The sequence below is a fragment of the Sorangium sp. So ce836 genome (assembly GCF_028553905.1).
Classification (GTDB): domain Bacteria; phylum Myxococcota_A; class Polyangia; order Polyangiales; family Polyangiaceae; genus Sorangium; species Sorangium cellulosum_D.
On the sequence record NZ_CP102233.1, the window covers coordinates 7,446,571 to 7,466,370 of the forward strand.

Genomic DNA, 19,800 nt, shown 5'->3' on the forward strand with positions numbered 1-19,800 from the left:
ACCGGTACAGCGCGGCGCCTGGGTGAGGCCGATCGCGCGCGTCGCGGATCTCACCGCCCCGGCGGGCGGCTCGTCAGAGCAGCCGCACGAGGAGCTGCGCCGCCACGATCTTCACCAGCGTCGCCACCGGGTAGACCGAGGCGTACCCCGTGTTCGGCGCGTCGCTGCGCGCCTGCTCCAGGCTGAACGCGAGCACCGCGGGCTGCGTCTGGATGCCGGCGAGCATGCCGGTGAGGGTCCCCATCGGGATCCGGAGCAGCCGGTAGCCGACGAGCAGCGTCCCGAACGCGACGACCGCGGTGATGACCGCGCCGCTCCCGATCAGCGCCGCGGCGCCGCCTTGCTGCAGCGTGTGCGCGAACGAGTACCCCGAGCGGGTGCCGACGCCGCTGCGCGCACAACCAACGCGACCAGCGGCGAGCCCCGCCGCGGTCATCCGGCCCGCGCCTCGGGCCGGGGGCGTTGACAGGGATACCGGTCTTTGCTCCCATAGCGAGTTCCCTCGGAGCGGCGCGCGCGTCTGAGGACGGCCGGGGGCATGGTGGGCACGGGTCAAGACAGCTCGGACGCGGAGCCGACCCAGACGGCGATCATGGGCAAGTACCGCCCGATCGCGAAGCTCGGCCGGGGCGGTATGGGCGACGTGTTCCTGGCGATCGCGCGGGGGCCGGGGTCGTTCAACAAGCTCGTCGTCGTCAAGCGCCACCGCGGCGTGGGCGGCGACGGCGAGACGATCGTCACCATGTTCCTCGACGAGGCGAAGCTGTCGGCGCGCCTCAACCACCCGAACATCGTCCAGACCTACGAGGTCGGCGTGGACGATGCCGGCTACTTCACCGTGATGGAGTACCTGGAGGGCCAGCCGCTCAACGCGATCATGAGGGCGGTGGTCCAGGGGGAGCCGGGCGCGGACGGCTTCACGCGCGGCGTCTGGGTCCGCATCGTGGCCGACGTGCTGGGCGGCCTCCATTACGCGCACGAGCTCTGCGATTACGACGGCACGCCGCTCGGCATCGTTCACCGCGACGTCTCCCCGCACAACATCTTCGTCACGTACGACGGCGCGGTGAAGCTGCTCGACTTCGGCATCGCCAAGGCGTCCATCAACACGAACCTCACCGAGACCGGGAAGCTGAAGGGCAAGACGTCCTACATGGCGCCCGAGCAGGCGGCCGACAGCGCGGGGATCGACCGGCGGGCCGACGTCTTCGTGGCCGGGATCGTGCTCTGGGAGCTCCTCACGCGGGAGCGGCTCTTCGGGGGCGACGCCGTGAGCGCGCTCTGGAAGCTCACGGCCGTGGACGAGATCCAGCGGCCCTCGCTCGTCCACCCGGACATCCCGCCGGCGCTCGACGCCATCGTCGCGCGGGCGCTGGAGCGCGACCCGGCGAAGCGGTACGCGACCGCGCAGGAGATGCGCGCGGCGCTCGAGGACTACCTGCGCGGCTCCGGCGAGGACGTCCGGTCCGACGAGATCGGCGCGCGGATGCTGGCCGTGTTCGCGGAGCGCCGCGCCAGCATGCAGCGGCAGATCAAGGCGTACATCGAGCAGGGCGCGGGCCGCCCGAGCGCGATCCTGGAGCCCCGCCTGTCCCGCCCGAGCGCGATCGAGGGCTCGGACGGGCGGCGCCTCCAGGCCCTGACCCCCCTCGATGAGGAGATCGGGCAGCGGACGACGGGGCCGCCGGGCCCCGTGCGAGCCAGGTCCGACTCGACGAGCCTGAAGCCGGCCCTCCGCGCGGCCGGAACGCCGCAGCAGCGCAGCTACCTCATCGGGGCGCTCGGCGTGGCCGCCCTGATCGCGGCGGTGGCGATCTCCGTGCGCCGCCCGGAGGGGCAGGCGCGCTCCGTCGCCCCTGGAGCGGCCGCGCTCGCCGGGTCCGCCGCGGCCGCGGGCGCCCACTGCACGGGGACGCTCCGCGTCCGGATCACGACGGGCGCCACCGGGATGGCCACCGACATCGCGCCGCCGTACAGCTACGGAGTCTACGATTACCTGCGTCACCTCAACGACAGCCAGGGGGGGATCCGCGGCTGTCCCATCGACGTCGACATGAGGGACGCGCAGTACGACCCGGCGAGGACGGAGGAGGTCATCACGGCGTGGCGGCGGGAGCCTGTGTGGAGCGAGGTCTCCACGCTGTTCATCTTCGGCACCGGGCCGACCACGCGCGTCGCGCCGAAGCTCGCGGAGGAGAAGAAGCTCATCATCCCCGGCTCGTACGCCGGCTCGCTCGCCACGCCGGTGCCGATCTCGGCGGACGTGCCCTACGCCGAGTTCAACGCCCTCGGACAGAGCATCACGGCGACCGAGCACAAGACGAGCCCGGGCTATCCGTACATCTTCTTCCCGGCCACGGACTATTCGACCGCGATCCGCATCGGGGTGAAGGCGGCCTGGAAGATCGCGCCCGGGCGCATCGCGATGGTGCACGACACGATCGACCGGTGTCTTTACTGCGTCGATCCGCTGGCGGCCGGCAAATCGTACGTGGAGCACCTGCCCGGCATGCTGCTCGGCGAGGATCTCGTCGTGCCGCAGACGTCTTCCCTCGAGGACGAGGGGCTCATCGTCGAGGCGGTGACCCGCTATGTAAAGAGAGAGATCGAGAAGAAGCGGGCGGACCCGTCCTACGTCCCGACGAGCTGGTTCTGGGCGGGCAACAGCGTCGTGTCTTCGTCCTTCGTCGGGAAGGGCGCCGCCGCCGCGCAGAGGCTCATCGATCAAGCGTTTCCAGGGCAAGCGTTTCCAGGGCAAGCGTTTCCAGGGCAAGCGTTTCCAGGGCAGGCGTTCCCGGGGAAGGCGCGCTGGCAGCTGCGGGTGATGGCGAACAACTGGGGGATCGGCGAGCGGACGCTGTCGATCTGCGGGGCCGACTGCGCCGGCATCTTCTATGGGCTGTTCCCGGTCCCTATTTACGGCGACACGCAGCATTCGAGCGGTATGGCGGAGATGCTGCGGATCCACCGGGCGTACCGGGAGAGGGACGATCACCCGCTCGACCGGTATCAGGACCAGTTCTACGTCCAGGGCCACGCGGCGGCGCTGATGTGGCGCGAGGCCGTCGAGCGGGCTGTCGACGCGGGGCGGGAGCGGCCGACGGGAGAGGACCTGAAGAACGCGCTGGAGTCGTTCCAGAACGTGGTGCTCGACGGGATGACGGCGGGGCCGATCTCCTTCAGCCCGACGGACCATCGGCCTCAGGCGAACGAGTCGGTGTACACGATCCGCGCGAGCGGGGACGCGGGGGGCGTGGCGTTCAGGTTCGTGGACCAGTATTCCATCGAGCTCGATCCAAAGTGGCTCGGGTACTGACGCCGTCCCCCGTCCCACGAGGCTTGATACGGACGAAGCTCCACGGTGCGCTCTCCGCCGCGGCCGTCGCTTTCTCTTGACAGCCAAGGCGCTGAGACCGCTATCGTCTAGCGTGCGTTCAGCCTCATTCTTGCGCCGCCTCGCCCCTGCCCTGCTCGCCGCGGCGCTCGGATGCCATGGCGCCGATGACCCACGAAGTCGCGCGAACGAGCGCGGCATCGGGGCGGCTGCCGCCGCGCTCACGTCGCCACGCTGGGACGTGGCGACACCGATGAACGTCGCCCGGAGCAGGCACACGGCGACACGGTTGCTCGACGGGAAGGTCCTCGTGGCCGGTGGAGCGAGCGCCACCGCCGAGGTGTACGACCCTGACACGAATACATGGACGCTCGTCGCGTCGATGAGCACGCCGCACACGGGGCATACCGCGACGCTCCTTCCGGACGGCCGGGTCGTCGTGGCCGGCGGCGCGACCGAAGCCGTCGAGATCTACGACCCCGCCGCGGATACATGGACGCTCGCCGCGCCGCTCCTCACCCCGCGCGAGCGCCACACCGCGACGCTCCTGCCCGATGGCCGGATCCTCGTGGCCGCCGGCGAGCTCGATGAGTGGGTGATGAGGTCGAGCGAGATCTACGATCCCGTCGCGGATACGTGGACCGACGCGGGGTCGATGGCGCAGGCGCGCTCCTCCCACACGGCCGCGCTCTTGCAGGACGGCGACGTCCTCGTGGTGGCCGGGGTGGGCCCCTCCGGCGACCCCATCGGCAGCGCGGAGCGCTACGATTCGGCCACGGGCACGTGGACCGCCGCGGGCTCGATCCAGAACCGCAAAGGCCACACCGCGACGCTCCTCGGGAATGGCAAGGTGCTCGTCGCCGGCGGATACACCGATTACGGCGGTGAGGGGTTCACCTCCACGAACCGCAGCGCGGCGCTCTACGATCCGGCGAGCAACACCTGGACGGCCGGGGCGCCGCTGAACGTCGCCCGCGACGATCACACGGCCACGCCGCTCGCCGATGGGCGCGTGCTTGTCGCCGGCGGCGGCGCGGTCACGGAGGTCTACGATCCGGCGAGCGGGAAGTGGTCGCTCGGCAAGTACCTCAACACGGGCCGGAGCGGCCACACCGCCACGGCGCTCGCGGGCGGGCGGGTGCTCGTGGCCGGCGGCGGGAGCGCGAGCGTCGAGGTGCTCACCCTCGCGGCCCCGGGCGCTCCTTGCCTCTTCGCGGGCGAATGCGCGAGCGGCTTCTGCGTCGACGGGGTCTGCTGCGATACCGCGTGTGACGCGGGCTCGTGTGACGCCTGCGCGGTGGACGCGGGCGCGTCGGCGAACGGCACCTGCACGCCGCTCACCGGTGCCGTTTGCGGCGGCGCCGACGGTTGCACGGCGAACGGCGTCTGCCAGGCGGGCGCTTGCGTCGGGGATGAGCCGGTCGGCTGCCAGCCCGCGTGGACGCCGGCCGGGAACATGCCCGTGCCGCGGCAAGACGGCACGTGGGCCGAGCTCGCCGATGGCCGCGTGCTCGTGGCCGGCGGATACGACAACGATTGGAACGATACCCTGTCCGCGAACATCTACGATCCGGCGACGAACGCCTGGAGCGACGTCGCGTCGCTCTCTCGCGCGCGCCGCAAGCCCGCGTCGATCCGGGTCTCGACCGGCGAGATCCTCGTCGTGGGCGGTGATTCTCCGTCGACGGCCGAGGCATACGATCCGGCGAGCAACACGTGGGCGCTCACCGGCGCCATGGTCGCGCACCACGATCCGAGCGTCGCGCTCTTGGGGCTCCCGGACGCTCGTATCCTCGTCGTGGGCGGCGGGTCGGCGGTCGCCGAGCTCTACGATCCGGCGACGAGATCCTGGGCTGTGACGGGTTCGCTCGGCGTCTCGCGCTCGAGGCATTCGGCGGTCCTCTTGCACAGCGGGAAGGTGCTGGTGAGCGGCGGCGCAGGCAGCCCGGCGACGGCGGAGCTTTACGACCCGGCCACCGGGACGTTCTCCCCGGCCGGGACGCTGACCTTCGCGCATTCCGGGCACAAGGCGACGAGGCTGCTCGACGGCAGCGTGCTCGTGGTGAGCGGCGACGGCGCCGATCGGTATGACCCGGCCACGAATACCTGGACGCCCACGCAAGCGTTGCTCATGCCGCCCGCCGATTTCACGGCGACGCTGCTCGCCGATGGTCGGGTGCTGGTCACGGGCGCGGCGAGCGTCCCGCACGCGCAGGTGTACGATCCGGCGACGAACGACTGGACCGTGACTGGGCCCCTGGACGTGGCGCGCCGACGTCACACGGCCACGCTGCTCGGGAACGGAATGGTGCTCATCGCGGGCGGCAAGGAATGGACCGGCGGCAACGAGTGCACCCTCCGCAGCGCCGCGGTGTACAGCCCCGTGACGAATGGCTGGTCGACGCTGCAGAACATGAGCAGGCTACGCGACGCCCCGTCGTCCGTGCTGCTCGATGGCAATCGCGTCCTGGTCTTCGGTGGGTTACTTGCGGGGTGTTCGTCCGGAGACGGCGACCCCGAGGCGCATCGAAGCGCGGAGATTTACGAGGGCGGCATCACCCCGGAGGGCAGCGGCGGAAGCGGCGCCGCGGGCGGCTCCGGTGGAATGGGCGCCTCCGGTGGAATGGGCGGCGCAGGCGGCTCCGGTGGAATGGGCGGCGCAGGCGGCTCCGGTGGAATGGGCGGCGCAGGCGGCTCCGGTGGAATGGGCGGCGCAGGCGGCTCCGGTGGAATGGGCGGCGCAGGCGGTCGGGGCGGCTCCGGTGGAATGGGCGGCGCAGGCGGTCAGGGCGGCTCCAGCGGATCCGGCGGTGAGGGCGGAAGCGGCGGCGCGGGCGGCTCCGGTGGAATGGGCGGCGCGGGCGGAATGGGCGAGGCCGGCGGCGGCACCGGCGGCATGGCCGGCTCCGACGGTCAGGGCGGTATGGCTAGCGTGAGCGGCACCGGCGGCAGCGAGGCGCCGGACGGCGGCTGCCGCGCCGCCGCCGGATCCGCAGAAAGCAGCGGGCGCGGCTTCGCGGCCCTCGTGGCCCTGGGCGCCCTCCTCGCGCGCCGCCGCAGGCGCTGAAACGCCCAAGGCCCGCCATAGCCGGGGCAGCGCCTTGCGCAGCCGTGCGATCTGCTCGTGCTTGAGCGGCGGCTCCTGAGCGCGCACGGCCTCGCGAAGCGGTCGACCACCTCCGCGAAGGGCCGGCCGTCAAGTTGGCCTGGCCAACGGCTGGCAATCAGCCGCGAGCACGCTGCCGAGCGGCGCGAGGCTGCATGCGCGTCGGTTGCGTTGCGTTGTTAGTGGCCTCGGATTCGGAAGCCACCCTCCATGAGTCGCGCAAGCGCCCGGACGCGATCATGTCTGCAACGACGGCTTCCAGCAGCGAGCGGTCCATCCGCTCGACGAACAGGTCCGGTGCCTCAAGATACCGCCCGAACAAGCTTTCGCCTTGCTGGGCGGCTTCGCGGCGAGCAGACGCCAGCATGTCGTACGTCCAGACGTTGACGGCGTACTTGGTCCCGTCCGGTAGGCCAATCAGCATGTTGAAGAACCCGTCGGCTGGGTCCTCATCCGGAGGCGAAATCCAATGCTCGAACTCAAGCCAGAGTTCGAATGGGTGGTCCGACGCGGCGGAGACACTCGGCGACACGGCGAGCTCTCGCTCGTTCCTGGTGGTCCGACAGACTTCGATCTGATTCCTGTCGGGATCTTCCAGCACGAATCCGGCTGATGACGACGAAGGCGATTTTGCCTCCTCGAGCGTGAGGCATTGAGCCGAAAGCAGGCTGAGCTGAAGACGAACAGTCCCCGCCCTTCGACCCGCGGGATAGAGTTCGAGGAGGACATGTCCGGCCCGCGCGGAGTAGTGAACGGGACCTTCCCCGTGTTTCTCCTCCGCGAAGGATAGGCCGAGCCGCTCATAAAAACGGAGACTCGCGCCAAGGTCTGAGCACCGCAGCACGATCAGCGAGAGGGAGGCGCTCATCGGTCACTCGGCCCAGCCAACGCTGCGGGTAAGCCGCGAACGAGGTGCATCCCACCTTGTGATTCGGTCGCGCCGCGCGCGCTTGAACCACTTGTCACGCATGCGTCTTCTCCTTTGCCTCGCGGGATCCGCGGTTGAGGGAGGGGTTAGGCCGCAGCAGCTGCTGCTGCCGCGCGTGCGTCTGCATCGCACGGTCGGGTCCGAAGCCATGCTCCGCCGCGCGAAGGGACGGTTGCACGCTCAGGCGAGCGCGCTGACCATGACGTAATAGCCGTCCGGATCGCGGAGGGCGAACTCTCGGGTCCCGGTGGCGGGATTCATCTGGGGCTCCTCCTCGAGTCGACTCACGAGGGCTCTGGCGCGCGACAGCGCCTCGTCAAAATCATCCACCCGGAAGAACAGCAATAGCCCATTGCCAGGCTCCGCTCGATCGGGACTGACCAGCGTCGGGTGCTCGTGGGATCCCCACTTGTGAAGACAGAGCAAGACCGTTCCGTCCGCGTCGAGGATTTGGCCAAAATAGTCATGAGCAGGTGACGATTCCGGCTGACCGAAGAGCGACCGATACCAGTTGAAGCTGAGGGCCACATCAGCGACCCCAATGATTGTCCACGTGCGCTTCACGGGCTTCTCCTATGGCCTGACGCCGTGCCGGACAGCGTAGCCGACGGCCGCCCCGCCTTGTCAAGGAGACCAGCGCAGGGCCGCGCGGCCGCTACGCCGGACGCCGGCGCGAGCGGGCCCTCAATGCCGCGGAGGTCCCCGATGAGCCGCGCCCCCGTCGACGCTCCCGCCGATACGACGGCCGAGCTGCCGACCGCGACCGAGGCCGCGCTCCTCGAGACGGTGAGGCGGTGCTCGGCCGTGCCGGCGTCGGGCCGCGCATCCTCGGCACGGCCGCCCCCCCTCGGTCGCCTCTGGACCGACTGCGGTGGCCGAAAGGGCGATGAGGCCCGGAGAGATGAGGCGCTACGTCGGCCCGGAGATGCGCCAGAAGCCGACCCTCGCGGCCCCCCACAGGTCCGGGCCGACCGGGCCCTTGCCCCAGAAATGATCGTCGTAGTTGGGGAGCGTCCAGCCGGCGCCGTAGACCCCCATGATCGCGTAGATCACCTTGTCGTCGGGCTGGACCTCGATCGCCGTCGTCGCCCACGCCTGCCGGAGCGGCGCCGGGCTCGCGTCGTCGAGCAGGCGGCTCGCGAACATCGATCCCTCGTTCGTGTCGTCGAACGACTCGGTCGCATATCCGAGCAGGAGGTGCAGGCCGTCGAACGCGTTCGACCACCGGAAACGCCAGGCGCCCGCGTCGTCCTGGAGCGGGCCGCAGGCGGCGACCACCATCCACTCCAGGTTGGAGTTGCCCCAGTGAGCGTCGCTGAAGTGAAGGATCCGATCGTTCATGGCGCTGCAGAACATGAACCCGACGCCGTTCGCGTGCCCCGTGTAGAACGTGAGGTCCACCGAGTCCGCATACGAGGCGTCCTGGCCGCCCAGCGACGGGTCCTTGAAATCGACCTCCCACGCGCGGAGCTCACCCCAGTTGAAGCGGTGCTCGACGCCCCCCGCCCGGAAGCTCTTCAGGAGACCATCGACGTTCGCCGCCGAATGATCGAGGCCGCCGCAGCGCCCGACCCACTCGGCGCCAACCACGGCGCCGCCCTCGTTGGCCGCCGGCGGCGACAGGGGCGGGCTCGGCGCCCCGGGAGGGCTCGGCGCCTCGGGCGCGCTCGGCGCCGCGGGCGCCACCGCGCGCGCGAATGGGAGCTCCCGCGCCGCCGTCGCGACAAGGCCGTCGGCGTCCGTGACGTAGAGAGAGAGCGTCTCCGTCTGGCCGCGAAGCGCCGCGCCGTCCAGCGAGATCCGCACCGCCCCGCCGTCGGCGCGGTCGGGAGCGAGCGACCGCGCCGAGGTTACCCACCTGTACGTGTACGGCGCAGTACCCCCGGTGACGCTCGCCTCCGCTGAGAGGGCCTCGCCGTCCTCGCGCACGGTGATCGCGGCCCTCGGAGCGTCGACGACGGCCGGGACGATCACCTTGCGGACGTCCACCACATCGCCGCCGAAACGCCGCCTGCCGCTGCACACGTAATGAGGGAGGATCCGGCGCACCTCGAGAGAGAGCGGCGGCGCGTAATAGACGAGCTCCGGCTCGGCCGCGACCACCGCGCCGCCGCCGAGCGCGCGGGCGCACAGCGCGGGGGCCTCGGCGGCCGGGACGATCGCGACGTCCTCCCCGCGCGCGAGGTCGCGCCGCGCATAGACGAGGTGGGTCACGGCGCCCTCGGCGTCGAACGTCACCCGGACCTTGGCGCCAGCGCCGATCAGCCGGAGCCCCTCGAGCGCGTCGCGAAAGATCACCTGCGTGTCGAGGGCGGCCCGCGCCACGTAGTGCCCCTGGACGTCGATCGACTCGAAGAGCGAGTGGCCGACGGCGACGTCGCGCCCGACGGGCAGGCGCGCGCCTTCCAGCGCGGCCCACGCCCGCGCCGCGGCGTCCGCCTCGGGGAGGACGCGGAGCGCCGCCAGCGCCTCGACATCCAGGGCGTCGTCGCCCCTGGTGGTGGCGAAGCCGCGCTCGTCGCGGAACCCGGGCGCGGGCGGGGCGGCCTTCCTCGTCGGCAAGCGCTGGAACCTCGCGCGATCGAGGTAGCGAATCGCGCCGTCGGCCCCGAGCGCGGCGCCGCCCCGGAAGCCCTCCGCCGCGAGCCCGAGCGCGCCGGCGAGCGCGGACGCCCGCGCGACATCGGCGCTCGGGCCGATCACGCGGTAAGCGGGCAGCGAGCTCGCCCACCGGGACAAAGGCGCCGTGCCGGACGCACCGAGATCGGCGCTCTCCGGGAGATCCTCGCGGGCGTCGTGGCCGCTGCACCCGGCGACGCCGAGACCCATGACGAGAACGATGCCCAACACCCCACCCGGTGATCTCTTCACGAAAGTCCCCCTTTCCCTTCGGTTGCGGCGAGGGTCGGCGCGCAACTCCGGAGGAGTCGATCTCGCAGGAAGCTCGCGCTCGGCCCCCCCGGCCCGCGACGCGGCCCCACGCATTGCAGGACCCAAGCCACGCCGGCGGCGCCGCGGAGCGGCGGGGCGCGCCGGCGGTTTGCGGCGTTTCGGCCGAGATTGACCGGCTCGCGCGCGGCTCCTAGGCTGCCGCGCATTCCATGACAGCGCACACGAAGGACGGAGAGAGCGCGCCCCGCTCCGGCGATCAGACGCTCGAAGGGACGGCGGACCCCGGGGCGCGCCTGTTCCTCGACTTCCTCTCCTCGATCCGCCCCCGCATCGAGGCCGCGCTCGAGCAACGCTGGTGCGCCGCGGCGGGCCACGTGCAGCGCTACGGCCGCGAGGTCTCGGCGATGGTCGCGGAGGCGAGGAGCCTGACCCTGCGCGGCGGCAAGCGGTTCCGCGCAGGCCTGCTCGTCGCCGCCTACCAGGGCGTCGCGCCGGACGCGCGGCTCGAGCCCGCGATCGACGCCGGCGTCGCGCTCGAGCTGCTCCAGACCTACCTGCTCATCCAGGACGACTGGATCGACGGCGACACCGTCCGCCGGGGGGACCGCACCGTGCACGTCGCGCTGACCGAGGTGCTCGGCGATCCGCACCTCGGGGCCTCGTCGGCGATCCTCGCGGGCGACTTCACGTGGAGCCTCGCGCTCGGCGCGCTCGCGGGCGCCGAGGCGCCGCCGGAGAGGACGCTCGCGGCCGTGCGGCTGTTCTGCGCGATGCACGAGGACGTCGTGATCGGCCAGCACCTCGACGTGGTCGGGCGGGCCGAGGACGTCGAGCAGATGCACGCGCTCAAGACCGGCAGCTACACGGTGCGCGGCCCGCTCGCGCTCGGCGCCACGCTCGCCGGCGCCCCGGCCGAGGCCGTGGCGGCGCTCGAGCGGTTCGCGGCGCCGGTGGGCGTCGCCTTCCAGCTGCGCGACGACCTGCTCGGCACCTTCGGGAGCGCCGCCGCGACCGGCAAGCCGGTCGGCAACGACCTGCGCGCCGGCAAGCGCACGGCGGTGCTCGCGTCCGCGGAGGGGCGCCTCGACGCCGCCGGCCGGAGCGCCGTCGAGCGCGCGCTCGGCCGCAAGGGGGCGAGCGACGACGACGTGGCGGCCGCGACGCGGGCCCTCGAGGCGTGCGGCGCGCGGCGCGCGGTCGAGGAGCGGCTCGCCGCCCTGTGCGGCGAGGCCGAGGCCCTCGGGCGGTCGCTGCCGGTGAGCGCGTCGGCGCGGCAGATCCTGTGCGGCGCGGCGAGCGCGCTCCGGTGGACGGGGGCATGATCGAGGCGCTCGGCCGGGCGTCCGGCAAGGTCATCCTGCTCGGCGAGCACGCGGTCGTGTACGGCGCGCCCGCGCTCGCCGCCGGCATCGAGCGCGGCGCCCGCGCGCGCGCGACGCGCGCTCCGGGGGGCGCGCGCGCGAGCGCGCTCCGGCTGGGCGACCGCGAGCACGGCGCCGCGCCGGCCGAGGGGGACGTCGCGCGGGCGTTCGCGGCGCTCCTCGAGGCGCTCCCCGGCGCCGGCCCCGTGCGCGTCGAGGCGGAGAGCGATCTGCCGCCCGGCGGCGGCCTCGGGAGCTCGGCGGCGCTCGGGGTCGCGATCGCCCGTGCGGTCGCCGCGCTCGCGCGCGCGCAGGCCGAGGCCGGCGCGCCGGGCGCCTTCACCGCCGCCGCCGAGGTCGCCGCGGCGGCCGCCTGGGAGCGCGTGTTCCACGGCAACCCGTCGGGCATCGACACGGCCGCCGCCGCGCGCGGCGGGTGCTTCCGCTTCACCCGAGCGCACGGCGCGACCCCCCTCGCCCCGCGCGACGACCTCTGGCTGTGCGTCGGCTCGACGGGGGTGCCGTCGTCCACGCGCAGCATGGTCGAGCTCGTGGCGAAGCTCTTCGAGCGCAAGCCCACCCTGGCCGAGACCTCCATCGCCGGCATCGCCGCGCTCGTCGAGAACGCGGCCCTCGCCATCGAGGCGGGCGACGCGATCGGGCTCGGCCGGCTCATGGACCTGAACCAGATGCTCCTCGCCGGGATGTTCGTCTCGACCGAGGCGATCGAGACCCTGTGCAGGCTCGCGCGCGAGGCCGGCGCGCTGGGCGCCAAGCTCACCGGCGCCGGCGGCGGCGGCTCGGTCATCGCGCTGCTCGCGCCCCCTCCGCCGGGCGGCGCGGCGGCGACGCCGAACGGCGCGGCGGGCCGCGTGCTCGCCGCCTGGCGCGACGCGGGGTACAGCGGCTTCGTGACCCGCGTGAAGGCAGGCGCCGCCACGGCGGCGCCGGAGGAGCAAGCATGAGCGCCGTGAGCCGGGCGACCGCGATCGCCCATCCGAACATCGCCCTCGCGAAGTACTGGGGCAAGCGGGCCGACGGGCACAACCTGCCCGCCGTGCCGAGCCTCTCGGTGACGCTCGCCGGGATGGCCACGACGACCGAGGTCGCCTTCGATCCGTCGCTCGATCGCGACGAGCTCCACCTCGGCGGCGCGGCCGTGCCGCCGGACGCGGAGGCCGCGCGCCGGGTCGCCGGGCTCCTCGACCGGGTCCGCGCCGCCTCGGGCCGGCGCGAGCGCGCCCGCGTGGTCAGCCGCAACGACTTCCCCACCGCGGCGGGGCTCGCCTCGAGCGCGTCGGCGTTCGCCGCGCTCGCGCTCGCCGCGAGCGCCGCCGCGGGCCTGCCCACCGCGCCCGCCGCGGTGAGCGACCTCGCGCGGAAGACCTCGGTCTCCGCCGCGCGCTCCGCGTTCGGCGGCTTCGTCGAGCTCCGCGCCGGGCGCCCCGGCGACGAGGCGCTCGCGGCGACCCCGCTCGCGCCCGAGGACCACTGGCCGCTCGCGGTCGTGATCGCCGTGACGCGCGAGGGCCCGAAGGACGTGGGCTCCAGCGACGGCATGCGCCACACCGCGGCGACGAGCCCGTACTTCCCCGCCTGGGTGGACGCCGCGCCGTCGCTCTTCGCCGCGGTCCGCGCGGCGGTCCTCGCGCGCGACTTCGCGGCGCTCGGCGCCGCGGCCGAGGCGAGCGCCCTGTGCATGCATGCCTCGAGCATCGCCGCCTCGCCGGGCCTGCTCTACTGGACCGGCGCGACCGTCGAGGTGATCGCCGCGGTGCGGAGGCTCCGCGCCCAGGGCACGCCGGCGTTCTTCACCATCGACGCCGGCCCGCACGTGAAGGTCTTCACGGCGCCCGAGGCGCAGTCCGCCGTGGAGAAGGCGTTGCTCGCCGTCCCCGGCGTCCTCCGCACCATCTCGGCCGCCCCCGGCGGCGGAGCCCACCTCGCGTCCGGGGGCGCGGGCGCGTGATCGTCCGGGCGCCTGGCAAGCTGGTCCTCTCGGGCGCGTACGCCGTGCTCGAGGGCGCGCCCGCGCTGGTGGCCGCGGTCGATCGGTACGTCGTCGCCGATCCGGCGCGCCAGGCCGACCTCGTCACCGAGGAGGTCCAGGCGGCGCTCGACGCGGGCGCGCTCGACCGGGCGGCGTGGTTCGACGCGTCCGACCTCCGGTCGGCGGCGCGGGATGCCACGGCGGGCTCGCCGGCCGAGGCGGGCGCGCCGCCGCGCGAGGCGAGCCGCAAGCTCGGCCTCGGCTCGAGCGCGGCCATCCTCGTGGCGACGCTCGCGGCGCGCGCCGCCGCGGCCGCGCCCACCATGGCCGCGGCCGCGGCCGCGGCGGCGTCGGCCGGCCGGCCGATGCCCGCGTGGGACGCCCGCGCGCTCTTCCTCGCCGCGCTCGCCGCGCACCGGCGGGCGCAAGGCGGGGGCAGCGGCGTCGACGTCGCGGCGAGCGTCTACGGCGGCGTGCTCTGCTGCCGGCTCGGCCCGGACGGCGCGCTCGCCGTGACGCCGCACGCGCTGCCGGGCGGGCTCGCGATCGAGGTCTACGCCAGCGACGCCTCGGCGCGCACGAGCGCCATGCTGGAGCGCGTGCGCGCGCTCGCCGCCCGCGACCCGGGGGCGCACGGCGCCCTGCTCGGCGCGGCCGCCGAGGGCGCGCGCGCGGCTGTCACCGCCGCGGACGCCCGCGCCTTCGTGGCCGCGCTGGATCGCCAGGTCGACGCGCTCGCGGAGCTCGGCGACCGCGCGGGCGCGCCGATCGTCACCCCTGCCCTCGCGCGCCTCCGCCCCGCCGCGGCCGCCGAGGGCGCCGCGCTCGCGCCGAGCGGGGCCGGCGGCGGCGACGTCTCCCTCTTCGTCGGCGGCGCGCCGCCCTCGGCGGCATGGCGCGCCGCGGCGGCCGCGGCCGGCCTCGAGCGTGTGCCCATGTCGCTCGGCGCCCCCGGCGTCCACGTGCTGGACGCAGCCCGCCCGCCGCACGCCTGAGCGCGCCCCCTCCCCGATCGTGCGCCGCTCGGTGCCGCGGCGCTTGGCACGGAGCCCGCTCTGCTCGCTCCGGGATCGACGGTGGCGCTGCGCTCCGGCGACGCACCGCGGACCCTCCACGGGGCCTTCGAATGCGAAGAACGAGACATGCATGAGAATCCTGGAGCTCGCGATGCCGCAGCGCCGCCAGAAAAGCTTGACTTTTCATGGTGTTACCGCATGGGCGGCCGATGAGCGCGGCGGGCGGCGGGTCCTCCGAGGCGGGCTCCGCGGGCGTGTCGCCGCCGGCGTGGGCGCGGCGAGCGTGACCTGCGTTCACAGCGCGCCGGCGCGGGGCGCGCGCGGTCGCGCCGGGCGCCCGACCCGCTGATTCGGCCGCGGGGGGTGGTGAACGGGTCGGGGTGGCACGAGGACCAGAGGACGAGGTGAGGAGGGGGGCTCCATGACGACGTGCGATCGAGAGCTTTGCCGATTCGAGGATGTGCTTGGCGCGAGCATGGCCGAGTCGAGGGCGACGCTGGCCGCGTTCGGCGTCCAGGTCGCACCGCTGCGGAGGCGCACCGCCCGCACGTACCTGGGTCGGGTGCTCGTCCACCCGTACAACCTGCTCGTCGTGGGGAGCGTGCTCCTCCTGAGCTTCATCGGCTGGAGCCCGCTGCTCTTGCTGCTCGGCCTCGGGGCGGAGCTCGTGATCCTGTGCGTCGTCCCCTGGCGCGGTTACTTCCGCCGCAGCATCGACGCGCAGCTCGACGAGGCCGATCGGGCGGCGTGGTCGCGGGCGCGCGAGAGCCTGATCCGGCAGATGGACATCCGGCACCAGCAGGAGCTCGCGCGCCTCGACCGGCTGATCGACCGCACCCGCGAGAACATCCGTCGCCGCGGCGGCGCCGTCCCGCTGCTGCTCGACGACGGCTTCGGCCTGAGCCGCCTGCTCATGAGCTACATCCGCCTCGCGATCGCGCACAAGGCCGGCCAGGAGTCGCTCGCCATGACGAACCACAGCGAGCTCATGGAGACGATCCGATCGCTCGAGGCGATCCGGAGCGCGTCCGCGGGGCGCGCGCGCGGGCTCTCGGAGCGGCGGCTCGCGATCGCCTACCGGCGCGCCGAGTGCTGGAGCCGGACCCGCGAGGGGCTCGAGGTGGTGTCGCAGAAGCTCGCGACCATCCTGGAGCTCATCCAGCTGATGCACGAGCAGTCGATGACGCCCGTGGACTCGCCGGCGACCTGCGCGGAGATCGACCGGTTCATGCGCGAGCTCGACGGGTTCGACACCGGCGAGAGCGCGCAGCGCGAGCTCGAGGAGCTCGACATGGACATGGACAGGGCGTTCGAGCTGGAGGAGCTCGAGGCCGAGCCCACCCAGCACAGCCGCCCGATGCGCCTGGTCGCGCGGTGACGAGGGCGCTGGCCGACGCCGCTGACGGGCGCGATCGCTCAGCGAGTCGGGGGGGCGCGCAGCGCCGTGCCCGGGCAGCTGCGGTTGACGGCGCAGCGCGGCAGGCTAACGTCGGCGCGCGATGCTGAAGCTCAGGCGACTGCGGATCGAGAAGTTCCGGGGTGTGGAACCGGGCACGGAGCTCCGGTTCTCGGACGGCCTCAACGTGCTGCTCGGCCAGAACGGGACCGGAAAGACGACGCTGCTCGAGCTGATCTCGATGGTGGTGAGGTCGGATTTCAGCAGCCTGGTCAGAGAAGAATTCTCTATCGAGTACGAGCTCACGGTTCCGGGAGAAGCGACGGTGCTCGTGGCTGTCAGCAACAAAGAGCAGATGAGCTTTGTAGAGACGAAGGCCCGCGCCCCGATTGACCTATCGGAGTACTGGCACCCTGCTGCGAGCGTCACAATCGAGGATTGGTCCTCTGGAGCTCGCCGAAGCATCAGGTACGACGACGAGCGTGGACTCACGATCGACGACGCCCCGCCGCTCGGAGGGGGTCGGGAGTTCTCCTGCCTCGACGCAGGATTCCTTTGGCTCTACATGCAGCAGGCTCCTGAGCTCATCGCAAACCGCACCTACGAAATATTTTTTCGTGCGAGCTCGGCGAGACGCTTCGACGAGTCACTGGAGCTGTTCACGTGGCTCACCGGGCCTAGCGATGTTCGCAAGAGGGTCGCCTTTCGTCGAGAGACGGTGCTGTTCGTTGGAATCAACTTCGATCTCCTGCCGGATGCGCTCCTCGGACGACTGGGCTCGATGTATGAGCGGTCGAGGTCTGACTACACCTTCACGCACGCGGATCTGGATTTCCTTGCCACCATCAAGGGAATCATGGGGTTCGACGCCGCCGAGTTGAAGGTAGACGTGACCGAACGGCACCCGTGGCGTGAGGATTACGAGATGGTGACGCTCGGGGGTCTCGTGTTCCGGTTCTGGTGGGAGGGCGGCGAGTTCATCACCCACGCGCGCCTGAGCTACGGGCAGAAGCGCCTGCTCACCTTCTTCTATTACCTCGCCTGCAACGACGACGTCGTCATCGCCGACGAGCTCGTGAATGGCCTGCATCACCACTGGATCACGGCGTGCGTCGAAGCCATCGGAGATCGTCAGGCGTTCTTGACGAGCCAGAACCCGCTCCTGCTCGACTACGTCCCGGTGACCTCGCTCGAACAGGTCCACCAGAGCTTCGTGCTCTGTCGCGGCGAGCGGCGCGGCGGCAGACCGGCCTGGACCTGGACGAACATGAGCGACGAGGACGCCGCGGAGTTCTTCGCCGCCTACGAGGTCGGCGTCGAGCACGTGAGCGAGATCCTGCAGTCGCGGGGGCTGTGGTGAGCTCGGAGGCGGCCCGCCTCTCGATCGTGGTCCTCACGGAAGACAGCGGCGAGGACGGTCGCGCGACCGTCGAGGCGCTCGTCGGCCGGATGCTCGATCTCGTCGTTCCCGGTTACGGGCGCCATCGGGTCGACTTCCTTCCGAGCGAGCCGAGGGAGGAGGAGGCGATGCGCGGCAACGTCTGGAAGACCGACGGGAAGAACCCGCGCGAGCACGAGCGACGCATCCGGCTGCTCAGGTACATCGCGCGCAAGCTGTTATCTCCGAACACTTTCGTCGCGTTCCATGTCGACGGCGATCGGCCGTGGGCCGAGCGGAACACCAGCGAGAACCTCGACAAGTTCGATCGACGGGTCCTCACGCTACTCCCGCAGATCGCCGAGCGGGGCCGCGCGAACGCTCCTCGGGCCAGGCTGCGAGCCAAGGACGACTCCGAGCCGCCTGCGCCCGTGCTGCAGATCGAGCGTCTCCTTCTCGTCTGCCCGTTCCGGAGCATCGAGGCCTGGCTCTACCAGAACGTTCGACGCGCGAGCGAGATCTGCCGCCGCGAGCACGGGGGCCGCCACGTCGGGGACATCGAGGCATGGGAGGGAAAACGTGCGGAGCTCGATGAGCTGCCCGCGCCCGACCAGGCGCTGTGCCTGAAGAAGGCGCACAACATGGAGCTCGCATCCCGTGGGTTTCCCGCGCAGCTCGCCTATGACGTGAGGAAATCGTTCGCCGAGAGCGTGGATCGCATGGGTCGGTGCGGCGCCTTGCGCGCTGCGCTTGAGCGCACACGCGGCTGGGGATGACGCGGCCGCTGCACCTCGGGTGCTGCCGACGGCGGGGATGACCTCAGGCACATCGCCGCGTCGCCGACGCGCCCCGGCGGGCCGCCGCCGCGTCGCCGACGCGCCCCGGCGGGCCGCCGCCGCGTCGCCGACGCGCTCCGCCGGGCCGCCGCCGCGTTGCCGACGCGCTCCGCCGGGCCGCCGCCACGTCGCCGACGCGCATCGACGAAATGCTGCCCTCCATGGACGCAATGCTGCCCGCCGCCTCCGCGCCCGCATCGACGTGATACCCCCGCCATCATGGGAAAAGCCGCATTTCTCGCCCGACGGCTCACGCCGGCCGGGTGCATCGTTGCAGGTACCAAGCTCGCCGCTCACCGGGAGGCGCTCAAAGCCAAGAAAATCAAGCTCGCTCCCAAGGTCGAGACCGCGGTCCAGTCCGTCATCGCGCGCACCGAGGCCGTCGCGGCGCTCGGGAGCACCGACGCCACCATGACGGAGATCGACCGCGGCACCGACCGGTGCATCTCCGCCTTCGCCGCCCAGCTCGACGGCATCGAGCGCGCGTTCGATCACGACGACATCCTGCCGCTCGGCGAAGACGAGGCGGCGCGCCGGGCCGACGCCGTGCTGGTGCGCTCGGAGGTGCTGTCGTCGGGGACAGGCTTCGTCAAGCTCGTGTACTCCCAGCAGTGGGTGCGCATGAACGCGATGATCAAGGCGCTCGACGGCGAGGAGGTGAAGGCGGCCGTGGATCGCCTCGGGCTCGTGGCCGAGGTGGATCGCCTCCGGCGCTGGGCGGCGCTCTACGGCCAGAAGCTCGGCATCACCGAGGCGAAGGCCGCGGACCCGGCCGCCAAGGCCGTGGAAGCGTGGCACGAGGCCTACGGCGCGCTCGTCGTACAGGCGCACGCCGAGTACGACGACGACAAGGACGAGACGCACGCGCTCCTCCGCGACCGCCTGCTGTCGCCGTACGAGGACGCGGCGGAAGAGGAGCGGCGCGCAGCCGAGCGCGCCCGCGTCGCGAGCGCCAAGAAGAAGAACGAGCCCGACCCCATCGCGTAGCTCCCCGCGCGCACGGCAGCTCCCGCGATCCCGTCGGCGCCGCGCCGCCCTCCCATGCTCGCCCTGTGCATGCGCGCTCCTCGCGCCCGCACGCGGTCGTTCCGTCGGCGAAGCTCCGCATAGCCGCCCGGATCGGAGCACACGAAGTCGAGATCGCGCGACAAGCGGTACTCGCCGTGCGCCAGAGCGAGGTACGTCCCGCCGCCGAAGCGGAACGAGGTCCGCGCGAGCACGTCCGCGTCGAGAGCCTCGAGCTCGCGCGCCATGGTGCGGTAGAGCTCACGCCGGAACATCGAGCACGCTCCCGAAGAGCTGGATGAGCGCCCGAACGAACGCTGCCTCCTCTTCGGATAGATCGGCCGTCACGCCGCGATTCCGCCATCCGCGCTCGTAGCGTTGGAGCATCTCGAAGGCGGACAGCTCGCGCCATCGGGCGTCGAACCAGGACAAGCTCTCCAGGAACGGGAGCTCGTCCGGGATGATCAGGTCGGCCGCCGCGCCGTCTTCGGGGTTCATGGCGCTCATCGCCCGGCTAGTATATCGCTCCCGTGACCCTCCCCACGCCCGCGACCACCG

At 72.5% G+C, this 19,800-nt stretch carries 15 protein-coding genes and 1 pseudogene; 10 read left to right on the forward strand and 6 right to left on the reverse strand.

The genetic code is table 11. The annotated features are described in order from the left end of the window. Positions 1-73: 73 nt before the first annotated feature. Entirely contained in the window at positions 74-436 is a 363-nt protein-coding gene (locus tag NQZ70_RS26695) for a hypothetical protein (RefSeq protein ID WP_237244082.1), read from the reverse strand. Positions 437-538: 102 nt separating this feature from the next. On the opposite strand from NQZ70_RS26695, the gene NQZ70_RS26700 reads away from it, so the two are divergent. Both NQZ70_RS26700 and NQZ70_RS26705 read left to right on the forward strand, forming a co-directional pair. Beyond that, the gene (locus NQZ70_RS26700) at positions 539-3,316 is read left to right on the forward strand and encodes a bifunctional serine/threonine-protein kinase/ABC transporter substrate-binding protein (protein WP_129576730.1); all 2,778 of its coding nucleotides are present in this window, start codon (positions 539-541) and stop codon (positions 3,314-3,316) included. Between the two features lie 271 nt (positions 3,317-3,587). After that, positions 3,588-6,401, forward strand: a complete 2,814-nt coding sequence (locus NQZ70_RS26705; RefSeq protein ID WP_237244083.1) for a kelch repeat-containing protein — start codon at positions 3,588-3,590, stop codon at positions 6,399-6,401. A gap of 157 nt (positions 6,402-6,558) precedes the next feature. Here NQZ70_RS26705 and NQZ70_RS26710 read toward each other — a convergent pair whose 3' ends face one another. From NQZ70_RS26710 to NQZ70_RS26720, 3 genes are all read right to left on the reverse strand, one after another. Further along, complete coding sequence (locus tag NQZ70_RS26710) at positions 6,559-7,308, reverse strand: VOC family protein (RefSeq protein ID WP_129576731.1); 750 nt, start codon at positions 7,306-7,308, stop codon at positions 6,559-6,561. 240 nt (positions 7,309-7,548) lie between these two features. Further along, positions 7,549-7,932 (reverse strand): VOC family protein, encoded by a 384-nt coding sequence (locus tag NQZ70_RS26715; protein ID WP_129576732.1) that lies wholly within the window; start codon positions 7,930-7,932, stop codon positions 7,549-7,551. Positions 7,933-8,277: 345 nt separating this feature from the next. After that, the gene (locus NQZ70_RS26720) at positions 8,278-10,218 is read right to left on the reverse strand and encodes a DUF6345 domain-containing protein (protein ID WP_237244084.1); all 1,941 of its coding nucleotides are present in this window, start codon (positions 10,216-10,218) and stop codon (positions 8,278-8,280) included. A gap of 251 nt (positions 10,219-10,469) precedes the next feature. Here NQZ70_RS26720 and NQZ70_RS26725 point away from each other — a divergent pair, with 251 nt between their 5' ends. The 8 genes from NQZ70_RS26725 (at position 10,470) to NQZ70_RS26760 (ending at position 19,224) form a co-directional block, all read left to right on the forward strand. Then, positions 10,470-11,582 carry a polyprenyl synthetase family protein gene (locus tag NQZ70_RS26725; RefSeq protein ID WP_129576733.1) on the forward strand — a complete coding sequence of 371 codons (1,113 nt, stop codon included), beginning with the start codon at positions 10,470-10,472 and terminating at the stop codon, positions 11,580-11,582. Beyond that, positions 11,579-12,586, forward strand: coding sequence for a mevalonate kinase (gene mvk / locus NQZ70_RS26730; RefSeq protein ID WP_129576734.1), 1,008 nt, complete (start codon positions 11,579-11,581; stop codon positions 12,584-12,586). Before NQZ70_RS26725 ends, mvk begins: the two co-directional genes overlap by 4 nt. After that, on the forward strand, positions 12,583-13,590 hold the full coding sequence (gene mvaD, locus NQZ70_RS26735) for a diphosphomevalonate decarboxylase (RefSeq protein ID WP_129576735.1): 1,008 nt from the start codon (positions 12,583-12,585) through the stop codon (positions 13,588-13,590). The genes mvk and mvaD overlap by 4 nt, the downstream gene beginning before the upstream one ends. Beyond that, positions 13,587-14,606: a hypothetical protein gene (locus tag NQZ70_RS26740; RefSeq protein WP_129576736.1), complete on the forward strand. Its 1,020-nt coding sequence runs from the start codon at positions 13,587-13,589 to the stop codon at positions 14,604-14,606. Before mvaD ends, NQZ70_RS26740 begins: the two co-directional genes overlap by 4 nt. A 496-nt stretch (positions 14,607-15,102) precedes the next feature. Further along, positions 15,103-16,005 carry a hypothetical protein gene (locus NQZ70_RS26745; protein WP_272825739.1) on the forward strand — a complete coding sequence of 301 codons (903 nt, stop codon included), beginning with the start codon at positions 15,103-15,105 and terminating at the stop codon, positions 16,003-16,005. A gap of 121 nt (positions 16,006-16,126) precedes the next feature. Continuing rightward, positions 16,127-17,383 (forward strand): ATP-binding protein, encoded by a 1,257-nt coding sequence (locus NQZ70_RS26750; RefSeq protein WP_129576738.1) that lies wholly within the window; start codon positions 16,127-16,129, stop codon positions 17,381-17,383. After that, a complete protein-coding gene (locus NQZ70_RS26755) occupies positions 17,380-18,177 on the forward strand; it encodes a hypothetical protein (protein WP_237244085.1) in 798 nt (265 codons plus the stop codon). Before NQZ70_RS26750 ends, NQZ70_RS26755 begins: the two co-directional genes overlap by 4 nt. Before the next feature lie 279 nt (positions 18,178-18,456). Continuing rightward, entirely contained in the window at positions 18,457-19,224 is a 768-nt protein-coding gene (locus tag NQZ70_RS26760) for a phosphoenolpyruvate--protein phosphotransferase (RefSeq protein WP_129576740.1), read from the forward strand. A gap of 92 nt (positions 19,225-19,316) precedes the next feature. On the opposite strand, the pseudogene NQZ70_RS53470 reads toward NQZ70_RS26760, so the two are convergent. Both NQZ70_RS53470 and NQZ70_RS26765 read right to left on the reverse strand, forming a co-directional pair. Next, positions 19,317-19,517, reverse strand: a pseudogene (locus NQZ70_RS53470) (nucleotidyl transferase AbiEii/AbiGii toxin family protein); the annotation flags it as partial. Beyond that, on the reverse strand, positions 19,504-19,740 hold the full coding sequence (locus NQZ70_RS26765; protein WP_237244086.1) for a hypothetical protein: 237 nt from the start codon (positions 19,738-19,740) through the stop codon (positions 19,504-19,506). The pseudogene NQZ70_RS53470 and the gene NQZ70_RS26765, both read right to left, overlap by 14 nt. Positions 19,741-19,800: the final 60 nt, after the last annotated feature.

Excerpts from the sequence above, each read along its gene's own strand:
- NQZ70_RS26695 (WP_237244082.1), bottom strand. The coding sequence starts at position 436 with ATGACCGCGGCGGGGCTCGCCGCTGGTCGCGTTGGTTGTGCGCGCAGC.
- NQZ70_RS26700 (WP_129576730.1), top strand. The coding sequence starts at position 539 with ATGGTGGGCACGGGTCAAGACAGCTCGGACGCGGAGCCGACCCAGACG.
- NQZ70_RS26760 (WP_129576740.1), top strand. The coding sequence starts at position 18,457 with ATGGGAAAAGCCGCATTTCTCGCCCGACGGCTCACGCCGGCCGGGTGC.
- mvaD (WP_129576735.1), top strand. The coding sequence starts at position 12,583 with ATGAGCGCCGTGAGCCGGGCGACCGCGATCGCCCATCCGAACATCGCC.
- NQZ70_RS26710 (WP_129576731.1), bottom strand. The coding sequence starts at position 7,308 with ATGAGCGCCTCCCTCTCGCTGATCGTGCTGCGGTGCTCAGACCTTGGC.
- NQZ70_RS26725 (WP_129576733.1), top strand. The coding sequence starts at position 10,470 with ATGACAGCGCACACGAAGGACGGAGAGAGCGCGCCCCGCTCCGGCGAT.
- NQZ70_RS26765 (WP_237244086.1), bottom strand. The coding sequence starts at position 19,740 with ATGAACCCCGAAGACGGCGCGGCGGCCGACCTGATCATCCCGGACGAG.
- NQZ70_RS26750 (WP_129576738.1), top strand. The coding sequence starts at position 16,127 with ATGCTGAAGCTCAGGCGACTGCGGATCGAGAAGTTCCGGGGTGTGGAA.
- NQZ70_RS26745 (WP_272825739.1), top strand. The coding sequence starts at position 15,103 with ATGGCCGAGTCGAGGGCGACGCTGGCCGCGTTCGGCGTCCAGGTCGCA.
- mvk (WP_129576734.1), top strand. The coding sequence starts at position 11,579 with ATGATCGAGGCGCTCGGCCGGGCGTCCGGCAAGGTCATCCTGCTCGGC.
- NQZ70_RS26705 (WP_237244083.1), top strand. The coding sequence starts at position 3,588 with ATGAACGTCGCCCGGAGCAGGCACACGGCGACACGGTTGCTCGACGGG.